Origin of the sequence: Anaerococcus faecalis (genome assembly GCF_013371425.1) — a bacterium.
GTDB lineage: Bacteria > Bacillota > Clostridia > Tissierellales > Peptoniphilaceae > Anaerococcus > Anaerococcus porci.
In genome coordinates this window covers 1-10415 of sequence record NZ_JABVBA010000020.1, presented here as the reverse complement: position 1 = coordinate 10415, position 10415 = coordinate 1, and the positions used below count along the sequence as shown (strand labels likewise).

The window sequence follows — 10415 nt, the reverse complement described above, 5'->3', positions numbered from 1 at the left end:
TAGAACATCCAGGTATTATCAAAGACCCAGAAAGAGTAAGGGAGTCATGGAACGCAGCCTTTCAGGGGCCTAAAAATGCCAATAAAGTGGCTGTACTTGAAGAAGGGATGAAATACCAACCCATAGCTATTGCCCCAAGTGAGGCCCAATTCTTAGAAACAAGGAAATTTCAATTAAATGAGATAGCTAGAATTTTTAGGATACCACCTCATATGATTGGAGATTTGGAAAGGTCAAGCTTTTCAAATATAGAGCAACAATCTCTTGAGTTTGTCAAATACACTCTTGATCCTTGGATTGTTCGTTGGGAGCAATCCTTAGAAAGAGCACTACTAACAAAGAAAGAAAAAGAATCCTACTTTATTAAATTCAACCTTGATGGACTTCTAAGAGGAGACTATGAATCAAGAATGAATGGATATGCTGTAGGAAGACAAAATGGGTGGATGAGTGCAAATGACATAAGAGAATTAGAAAATCTTGATAGGATATCAGCTGAAGAAGGTGGAGATCTATATCTTGTAAATGGAAATATGCTACCACTTGATAAGGCAGGGTCATTCTATGAAAGTAAAAGAAACGGAGGTAAAAATACCGAGAATGAACAAAAATAAAATATTTTGGAATTGGAATAAAGATTCAAATGAACTCTATATAGATGGAGTTATTGCAGAAGAGTCTTGGTTTGATAATGAAATCACGCCAAGGCTCTTTTTTGAGGAATTAAAAAACAAAAGTGGAGACATCACTGTATGGATAAACTCTCCAGGAGGGGACTGCATTGCTGCCTCAAGAATTTACACAATGCTTTTAGAACACAAGGGCAATGTGACCATTAAGATTGATGGGCTTGCAGCATCTGCTGCATCGGTCATTGCCATGTCAGGAAGTGAAGTTTTAATGAGTCCTACCTCACTAATGATGATTCACAACCCCTTAACTGTGGCAATTGGCGACTCAAAAGAAATGCAAAAAGCCATAGATATGTTAAAGGAAGTTAAGGAATCAATCATCAATGCTTATGAGATTAAGACAGGTTTATCCAGAGAAGAGATTTCTAATCTAATGGATGGAGAGACTTGGTTCGATAAGAACAAGGCTATTGAGATGGGTTTTTGTGACGGAACTCTCACTGATAAAAGAAAAGATGAAAAAGTTACGAACATGGTCTTTTCAAGACGAGCAGTTACAAACTCTCTTTTAACAAAGATAAATAAAGAAGTAAAGACTCATTCAATGAGCGAAGTAGAAGAAAGATTAAACAAAATTAAAAATACTTGGAGGTAATTATATGAATTTAAAAGAACTTATTGCAAAGAGAACTAAAGCTTGGGACGAAGCAAAGGCATTTGCTGAATCTAAGAAGGATGAAAATGGTCTAATGTCTGATGAAGACTTTAAGACATATGAGGAAATGGAAAAAACCATCGAGAATTACACTCGTGAAATTGAAAGAAAGAAGAGAGAAGAAGAAATGGATAAAATATTAGAAAAACCTACCACTCAAGCACTAACAAGTGATCCGGTTACTTTTAATGAAGAAGACAAACCAATGAGAGCAAGAAATGTCTATAAGAAATCCATGATGAAAGCTTTAAGGTCTAACTTTAGAGATATTACTAATGAACTAAAAGTTGGAGCAGATGAAAGTGGTGGATATTTAGTTCCGGAAGAATTGGAATCAGATATTGTAAAAGGTCTTGAAGAAGAAAATATTGTAAGAAAATTAGCTACAAAAGTTCAAACATCCGGACTTCATAAAATCAATATTGCAGCTACAAAGCCGGCAGCCCTATGGGTTGAAGAAGGTGGACAGCTTACATTTAGCGATGGAAAGTTTGACCAAATATCACTTGATGCGCATAAACTCCATGTTGGAATTAAAGTTACTGAAGAACTTCTATATGATGCAGCCTTTAATTTAGAAAAATACATCACTGAAGAATTTACTAGAGCGCTAGCAAATGCTGAAGAAGATGCTTTCTTAAATGGTGATGGAGTAAATAAGCCTACAGGAATTTTTGATTCTAAAAAAGGTGGAGAACTTGGTGTAACAACAAAGGCACAAACAATTACTGCAGATGAATTGATGGATCTAGTCTATGAATTAGACAGACCATACAGAAAGAAAGCTGTCTTTATTTTAAATGATGCAACAGTAGCTCAAATCAGGAAATTAAAAGATGTAAATGGTGCATATATTTGGCAACCATCACTTAAGGATGGAGAACCTGATAGACTTTTAGGTTACCCTGCCTATACATCAGCCTTTGCTCCAAAAGCTGAAAAAGGAAAATTAGCCATTGCTTTTGGTGACTTCTCATATTACAAAATTGGTGACAGAGGTCATAGATCATTCCAAGACTTAAAAGAACTATTTGCCGGAAATGGTATGGTTGGATTCTTAGGTAAGGAAAGAGTTGATGGAATCTTAGTTTTAAGAGAGGCAGTTAAACTTTTAAAAATTGGCGCTACTGTCTAAGGAGTAAATTATGATAACTCTTGAGGAGGCAAAGTCATATTTAAGGGTGGATTTTGATGATGAGGATGAGATGATTGAATCTCTCATCCAATCATCAATCAAACATTCTATGGATGTAGCCAGGGTTAATAGTGAAGAAGAACTTTCTAAAAATCCAAATGGAAAGATAGCTGTTCTATATATGACTGCTTATCTTTATGAACATAGAGAAGAGGCAGATTATTCTGAACTAAACTTAACACTAAGGGCTTTATTATTTGGAATGAGAAAGGCTGAGTTCTAATACCCTTCCGATGGAACATAACGAAATCAGAGATTTCTATGTTTCTATCGTTGGGCACAAGCGAAGGAGGAAAAGTGAAGATATCTGATTTAAATAGAAAGATAACCTTTCAAAACAAAGCTGTTGAAATTGATGAGATAGGAAATCATAAGGCGATATGGTCGGATTATCTAACAACTAATTCATATATCTCCTATCAAGGAAAAGGCGAAGAAGTCTTTCTTGGCATGGAGATAGACAAGTCAGATATTTCCTTTACTGTTAGATTTCAAAAGAGATTAATAGATATAAACACATCGGAGTTTAGAATTATTTTTGATGATGAAATTTATAACATTATCTCTATTGACTTTATGAATTATAAAAATAGATTCATTAAGTTCAGATGTAAGAAGGTATTAAGATGAATGTAAAGATAGAAAATATGGCTGATGAAATTATGAAGGGACTTGAAGAATATTCTGATATGGCTGCTGATGAACTTAAAAAAGAAGTGAAGAAGACTGCTAACAATGTCAAAAAAGATATTCAAGCAAATGCTCCAGTTGGTAAAACTGGTAAATATTCCAAGTCTTGGTCTGTTAAAAACCAAAAGGAAACTTCATCATCCATAGAATTAGTTGTTCACTCAAAGAATAGATATCAACTAGCCCATTTATTAGAAAAAGGTCATGTCCTTAGACAAGGAGGGCGAGTTTCAGCAAGGCCTCACATTGGACCGGCTGAAGAAAAAGGAATCAGAGAATTGGAAGAAAATATAACGAGGAAACTAAAGAATGGATAAATTGATTGAGATTATAGAAGAAATAGGACTGCCCTTTGCTTATTCACATTTTGCAGAAGGCGAAAGTCCTAAACCACCCTTTCTAGTCTATCTATTTCCAAAGAATAAACACTTTGGAGCAGATGGCTATGTATATCATAAAAATACTGAAGTGGATTTAGAAATCTACACAGATAGGAAAGATTTAGAACTTGAAGAAAGAATCGAAGAAATACTTGATAGAGAAAAAATCTATTATGAAAAATCTGAAGTTTGGATTGCATCAGAAAGACTCTATGAAGTGCTGTATGAATTCATGATCTAACCCGAAATCTTTGATTTCGCTGGTAGGTCAGATGCAGTCTCACACCGTGAACAAGGACTGAAAGGACGAAGTGAACGGATGTGTAGTTGTATTACTTTAAAGATAAATTATAAGGAGGAAAATAATGGCTAATAAAGTAAAGTTTAATATCTGTAATGTACACTACGCTCTCTTTGATAAAACCGAAGAGGGCGTTATTAAATATAATGAGCCAGTGGCAATGCCTGGTGCTGTATCGATTTCTCTAGAACCAAATGGAGAACCAGAAAGTTTTTATGCTGATGGGATTGAGTATTACACCATTTCAAACAACATGGGATATGATGGCGACTTAGAAATTGCCCTAATTCCAGAATCCTTTAGGACAGATGTGTTGATGGAAAAAGCTGATAAGAATAAGGTTCTAATAGAATCTTCAAATGCAGAGACAGCTAACTTTGCTCTTTTATTTGAGTTTGATGGTGACCAAAAGAAAATCCGTCATATTATGTATAACTGCTCTGCAGCTAGACCAACGCTTGAAGGAGAAACCAATGAAGAATCAAGAGAAGTTCAACCGGAAACATTAACCATTCAGGCTAGGCCCCTTCCAGATGGGAATGTTAAAGCAAGAACCGGAAATGAAACTACTAAAGAAACTTATGATAATTGGTATAAGGCAGTATATTTGCCAACAGAAATATCAGTAACACCTTCTAGAGCAAACACTGGAGGTAAATAATATGGCACTAACAAAGAAAATACAAATTGATGGACAAGATGTTATCTTTCGTGCATCAGCAGCAATACCAAGAATATATAGATTAAAATTTGGCAGAGATATTTTTAAAGATCTAATGGCTTTGGAGAAATCCATCAAGAAAAATGATAAGGACAAATCCGATTTAGACATAGGATCTTTAGAACTGTTTGAGAACATAGCCTATGTTATGGCAAAACATGGTGACGATTCTGTGCCGGATGATCCAACAGAATGGCTCGACAACTTCTCCACATTTTCAATCTATCAAATCCTACCAGAGTTAATAGAACTTTGGGGACTTAATATTAAGACGGAGGAAGTTTCTAAAAAAAAGTAAGACCAACTGAAAGATCAATGACTACGCCCTTGTTTCTATTAAGGGCAGTGGAACTCGGTTTATCTATTTCTGATTTAGATTTATTAACTATAGGTCTAGTGAACGATATGTTTACAGAAAAAAATAATGATAGTTATAAATACAAAGAAGTAGCCACACAAGATGACTTCGATAAATTTTAATTGTATTGACATAGTGTAGGCGAATGTAGTATAATTAATTCAAAAGGAGGAGTATTATGGCTAAGTCAGCAAATTTAAATATCAGAATGAAACCGGAAATCAAAGATAAAGCAGAGGAGATTCTCAATGCCTTAGGTATACCCCCATCAAATGCCGTGGATATGTTTTATAGACAGATAATTCTTAACAAGGGCTTACCATTTAATGTAAAATTACCGGATGCAAAACTTGTTGATATTTCAGATATTTCAAAAGATGAACTAAATAAAACGCTAATGGAAGGTATACAAGATTTAAAAGATGGTAAATTTGAAAATGTAGATGATGCTTTTCAATCAATTTATGAACAAATATGATTAAGCACAACATTATAATATCATCTAAAGCAAAAAGAGATATACTCGATATATATGAATATATTTCTGAAACATTGAATTCGGATTTATCTGCTTTAAGGTTAGTTCAAAAAATAGAAGAGTCGATTAGGGATCTTGAGCAAATGCCCGAGAGGTTTAAAAGATACAAAGATGAGGATTTATATAGTGAAAATATAAGAATTTGTCCTGTAAAAAATTACCTTATATTTTACCGAGTTAATAATGAGAAAAGTCTAGTAGAAATAATCCGCATATTATATTCAAAAAGAAATTACGAAGATATTTTATAAGGCATCTAGAAAAACTAGGTGCTTTTTTGATGTTCAAATTTAGGGGGTGAGAGATTGGCAAATAGAATAAAAGGGATCACTGTTGAAATTGGTGGAGATACAACCAAACTTCAAGACGCCCTTAAAAAAGTTAATACTGAAATAAAACATACTCAATCAGAACTACGTGATGTAAATAAGCTTTTAAAAATGGATCCAGGCAACACTGAACTTATCTCCCAAAAACATAAACTACTAGGACAGACTTTAGAGGAGACAAAGAACAAGCTTAATTCATTAAAAGAGGCACAAAAACAAGCGGAACAGGCTCTTGCTGAAGGAAAGATTTCACAGGAACAATATGATGCCCTTAAACGTGAAATTATTGAAACAGAACAAGCCTTAAAATCTCTTGAAAGACAAGGAGCAACTACTAATCAAACTCTTCAAAATATAGCTATTACTGGGGAAAAATGGCAAAATACAGGGCAAAATATAGAAAACGTAGGAAGAAAAATGATGCCAGTATCTCTTGCAGTAGCAGGTCTTGGAGTAGCAGCTGTAAAGACTGCGTCAGATTTTGACTCCGGTATGTCTAAAGTAAAAGCAGTATCCGGAGCAACCGGTTCTGACTTTGATGCACTAAGAGACAAAGCTCGTGAAATGGGAGCAAAAACAAAGTTTTCTGCAAGTGAAGCGGCAGAGGCTATGAACTACATGGCAATGGCTGGTTGGAAAACTAAAGACATGATTGGTGGTATTGATGGCGTTATGAATCTTGCTGCAGCAAGTGGTGAGGATTTAGCAACTACCTCAGATATCGTTACTGATGCCCTTACAGCCTTTGGTTTAAAAGCAGAAGACTCATCTCACTTTGCAGATGTTCTTGCTGCTGCATCATCTAATGCCAACACCAATGTATCCATGATGGGAGAGACCTTTAAATACGCAGCACCAATTGCCGGTTCTCTTGGATACTCTGTAGAGGATACTGCTCTTGCTATTGGACTAATGGCAAATGCAGGGATTAAAGGTTCGCAAGCTGGTACATCGTTAAGAAAGATAATGACAGAACTAAATGGAGAGTTAACCTTATCAGGACAGAGTTTTGGAGAAGTGAGTATCCAAACTACCAACACTGATGGTTCTATGAGATCTTTAAATGATATCTTAATGGATTGTAGATCTGCTTTCTCACAGATGAGTGAATCAGAAAAGGTGGCAAATGCTGAAGCACTTGTAGGCAAACAAGCTATGTCAGGTTTTCTTGCCATTATGAATGCAGCGCCGGAAGATGTAGAAAAACTATCAAGTGCAATAAATAATGCAGATGGAACAGCAGAAAAAATGGCTAAAACAATGCAGGATAACTTAGGCGGGCAGCTTAAGATATTACAATCTGCCCTAGAGGAACTTGCTATTTCCTTTGGAGAATTATTTATGCCTGCTGTTAGAAAAGCAGTAGATATATTAACAAAACTGGTAAATGGACTTAACGCCCTTCCAGGACCAGTAAAAGGTGTCATTGCAGGTATAGGGCTTTTTGTAGCAGCATTAGGTCCTGTCCTTATGATTGTAGGAAAACTTGTATGGTCAATAGGAACTATTATGACTAAAGGACCTATAATAGTTGGTGGAATTACAAAAATAGTAGGGGTATTTACAGGCACATTAATTCCAGCAATCACTGCAGTAGTATCAACCATAGGAATTGTTCCCATAGCTATTGGTGCAGTAATAGCTGGTCTTATTCTTTTATGGAAAAAATGCGACTGGTTTAGAGAAGGTATCATCTCCATTTGGGAAACCATCAAAGAATCAACAGTCACTATTTGGAATGGAATAAAAGACTTCTTTGTAAATCTATGGCAGGGAATATCCGACTCATGGATTTCTTCATGGACGGCAATTACAGAATTTTTAAATGATTTATGGACTGGATTTGTAGAAGGAATAAAATCTTTATGGCAAGGAGTAAAGGACTTCTTTTCCAATCTATGGATGGGTATTTCAGAAGGTTGGAATAGTATATGGGCTTCAATTACTACATTTTTAACTCAGTCTTGGAACACTTTTATTGAAGGAGCAAAGACTCTATGGCAAGGCTTAGGAGAATTCTTTACGAGTTTATGGACTAGCGTTCAAACTACCTTTTCAACCATTTGGACTGCTATTCAAACAAAAACATCAGAAGTCTTTAATGCAATAGGAGAATTCTTTAAAACCACTTGGAATAATATTAAGACCTTTATTTCTACAACTCTTGATGGAATAAAGCTAAAGATAGAGACTATTTGGAATGGACTAAAAGAGTTTTTAACAACAGTTATCACAGCTATTGGAGAATTTATTTCTACATCCTGGACCAATATAAAAACGACTATTGAGACTATCTTGACTTCTATTAAGACAATCCTTGAATCAATCTGGAATGGGATAAAGACCTTTATCTCATCAACGATGAATAATATTAAGACTTTTGTTTCATCTGCTTGGAATTATATAAAGTCGACTATTTCGTCTGCGGTGAATACTGCAAAGTCAGCAGTATCGTCTGCATTTAATTCCATGAGATCAAGTATTTCATCTACCATGTCAAATATTCAATCTACAATTAGAAATGGATTTAATAACGCTGTAAACTTCATAAAGAATCTTGCATCTCAAGCTTATTCATGGGGTGCTGATTTAGTTAATGGAATTGCTAGAGGTATTCGAAATGCCATAGGAAATGTAGTATCTGCAGTTTCAGATGTAGCATCAACCATCAGGTCTTACTTACACTTTTCAGTTCCAGATGTTGGTCCACTAACTGATTATGAATCTTGGATGCCAGACTTTATGGAAGGCTTATCAAAAGGAATAGAAAAGAGTAGAAGACTAGTTCAATCTTCTATGAAAAATGTCGCAAGTGATATGGTTTTAAGTCCAAATATATCAGCTATTGGCATAGGCGGATACGATAAAGAATCCGCTGTAAATGGAATTGATATAGGAAGACAGATATCGGATGCACTTGCAAATATAAATGTTAAATCGGAAAACGCAGGAGATATAATTATACCAGTTTATCTTGGAGGTACACTCCTTGATGAGGTAATAGTAAGTGCTACAATGCGTAAGAATTTAAGAAGTGGAGGTCGTTAGTTTTGAAACATCAATCATATTTAATCATTGAAGGAATAGATCTGCCTCTACCTAATTCTTATGATTTGGAATTTCGTGACATTGAGGCAGATACAGGTGGAGAGACGGAGGCAGGTACTATTCAAAGAGATATTGTAAGAAGTAAGGTTGCAAGCATATCAGTGGTGTTTTCATGTAGCCCTAAGCTAGTAAAGACTTTAAGTAAATTATCAAATAAGTCTAATCTAACAGTGAAATTCTTAGATACAGAAACGTTGGAACTAAAAGAGACACAAATGTATATAGATAAGTTTCAAGTCAAACTAATAAAAGATACTTCTTATAAAGGATTGTGGGAAGTATCTTTTAATTTAGAAGAATACTAGGAGGTGGTGGATTGTATCCTACAAGCAATGAATATAAAATAGCCATAAAAAAGAATTCTCGTAAATTTTATTGGACGGGAAATATCATTTTGAAAGATGAAACGATTATTCCCTTTATAAATAAAGATATATTAAAAGGTTCAGGGTACATTCACAGGTCATCTTCCGGCTCTACTGAACTGGAGATAGGAACTGTCTATGCTGGAGAATTTGGTATTAGTCTATTTTCTGATATAGATAGATATTCTCTTGAGGGTTCAAGGCTTGAATTATTCTACCATCAAGAATTAGAAAATAAGACAACAGAAACCATACCAATGGGAATCTTTGATGTTACAGAGGCTAATCGTTCTAAGAAAATATTAGAACTTAAAGGTTATGACTATATGTTACGTTTTGACAAGAACTTCCCTGTAACAGATACCTTTGGTACAGCATATGAACTTCTAAGTCTTTCATGTGAAAAGTGCAAGGTAGAACTAGGTATGACAGAAGATGAAGTGAAGTCCCTTGTAAATGGAGAAGAAGTTCTCGCCATTTATCAAGACCATGATATAGAAACCTATAGGGACTTCATCCATTATATAGCATCGACCCTTGGAGCTTTTGCGGGGATTAGTCGTGATGGCAAGTTGGCATTAAAGAAATATTCTGAAAGCATCTCAACGGAAATTAAAACAACAGAGCGTTTTTCATCATCTATTTCTGACTTTAAAACAAGATACACAGCTATCAACTCAACAAATGCAAAAACAAAAATAGCTGAATACTACTCTTTAGAAAATGATGATGGACTAACTATGAACCTTGGAATAAATCCATTGATGCAGTTAGGTCTTCCGGAAAAAAGAAAGAGGATGTGTGAGGCTCTTCTTACAGAAATATGTAAAATTCATCACACACCCTTTGATATGGTAACCATAGGCGACCCCAGTCTTGATGTTGGAGATAGGATAGCTATTTCTTATGCAGAAGAAAAGATTGAAGGGCTTATAACTGACATAGAATACAAGATAAATAGACCAACTAAGGAAGTCAATAGTTATTTTTAAAAATTTTTTAAAATTTTTTCAAGTCACAAAACTTAAAAATGTGCATAGCAAACAAGCCTCATATACTTTCATTTTTTGAGGCAACACTTTT

15 protein-coding genes are annotated in these 10415 nt (G+C 35.0%); all 15 read left to right on the top strand.

The window, feature by feature from the left end:
- A partial coding sequence (locus tag HV819_RS11345; RefSeq protein ID WP_176270273.1) for a phage portal protein occupies nucleotides 1-614 on the top strand: 614 nt, incomplete at its 5' end.
- Nucleotides 565-1287 (top strand): head maturation protease, ClpP-related, encoded by a 723-nt coding sequence (locus tag HV819_RS11340; RefSeq protein ID WP_456237006.1) that lies wholly within the window; start codon nucleotides 565-567, stop codon nucleotides 1285-1287. The genes HV819_RS11345 and HV819_RS11340, both read left to right, overlap by 50 nt.
- Nucleotides 1288-1291: 4 nt before the next feature.
- Nucleotides 1292-2482: a phage major capsid protein gene (locus HV819_RS11335; RefSeq protein ID WP_176270272.1), complete on the top strand. Its 1191-nt coding sequence runs from the start codon at nucleotides 1292-1294 to the stop codon at nucleotides 2480-2482.
- 10 nt (nucleotides 2483-2492) lie between these two features.
- Nucleotides 2493-2765 carry a head-tail connector protein gene (locus tag HV819_RS11330; protein WP_008901308.1) on the top strand — a complete coding sequence of 91 codons (273 nt, stop codon included), beginning with the start codon at nucleotides 2493-2495 and terminating at the stop codon, nucleotides 2763-2765.
- Between the two features lie 74 nt (nucleotides 2766-2839).
- Nucleotides 2840-3172 (top strand): phage head closure protein, encoded by a 333-nt coding sequence (locus tag HV819_RS11325; protein ID WP_176270271.1) that lies wholly within the window; start codon nucleotides 2840-2842, stop codon nucleotides 3170-3172.
- Nucleotides 3169-3549: an HK97 gp10 family phage protein gene (locus HV819_RS11320; protein ID WP_176270270.1), complete on the top strand. Its 381-nt coding sequence runs from the start codon at nucleotides 3169-3171 to the stop codon at nucleotides 3547-3549. Before HV819_RS11325 ends, HV819_RS11320 begins: the two co-directional genes overlap by 4 nt.
- Entirely contained in the window at nucleotides 3542-3853 is a 312-nt protein-coding gene (locus HV819_RS11315) for a hypothetical protein (protein ID WP_176270269.1), read from the top strand. The genes HV819_RS11320 and HV819_RS11315 overlap by 8 nt, the downstream gene beginning before the upstream one ends.
- 124 nt (nucleotides 3854-3977) lie before the next feature.
- Nucleotides 3978-4574, top strand: coding sequence for a major tail protein (locus HV819_RS11310; RefSeq protein WP_176270268.1), 597 nt, complete (start codon nucleotides 3978-3980; stop codon nucleotides 4572-4574).
- Between the two features lies 1 nt (nucleotide 4575).
- Entirely contained in the window at nucleotides 4576-4932 is a 357-nt protein-coding gene (locus HV819_RS11305) for a hypothetical protein (protein ID WP_176270267.1), read from the top strand.
- Between the two features lie 17 nt (nucleotides 4933-4949).
- Complete coding sequence (locus HV819_RS11300) at nucleotides 4950-5114, top strand: hypothetical protein (RefSeq protein ID WP_176270266.1); 165 nt, start codon at nucleotides 4950-4952, stop codon at nucleotides 5112-5114.
- A gap of 56 nt (nucleotides 5115-5170) precedes the next feature.
- Nucleotides 5171-5470, top strand: a complete 300-nt coding sequence (locus HV819_RS11295; protein WP_176270265.1) for a type II toxin-antitoxin system RelB/DinJ family antitoxin — start codon at nucleotides 5171-5173, stop codon at nucleotides 5468-5470.
- Complete coding sequence (locus HV819_RS11290) at nucleotides 5467-5781, top strand: type II toxin-antitoxin system RelE/ParE family toxin (RefSeq protein WP_176270264.1); 315 nt, start codon at nucleotides 5467-5469, stop codon at nucleotides 5779-5781. The genes HV819_RS11295 and HV819_RS11290 overlap by 4 nt, the downstream gene beginning before the upstream one ends.
- 54 nt (nucleotides 5782-5835) lie before the next feature.
- Nucleotides 5836-8907, top strand: a complete 3072-nt coding sequence (locus HV819_RS11285) for a phage tail tape measure protein (RefSeq protein ID WP_176270263.1) — start codon at nucleotides 5836-5838, stop codon at nucleotides 8905-8907.
- A gap of 2 nt (nucleotides 8908-8909) precedes the next feature.
- Nucleotides 8910-9272, top strand: coding sequence for a hypothetical protein (locus HV819_RS11280; RefSeq protein ID WP_176270262.1), 363 nt, complete (start codon nucleotides 8910-8912; stop codon nucleotides 9270-9272).
- 11 nt (nucleotides 9273-9283) lie between these two features.
- Nucleotides 9284-10324 (top strand): hypothetical protein, encoded by a 1041-nt coding sequence (locus HV819_RS11275; RefSeq protein ID WP_235942787.1) that lies wholly within the window; start codon nucleotides 9284-9286, stop codon nucleotides 10322-10324.
- Nucleotides 10325-10415: the final 91 nt, after the last annotated feature.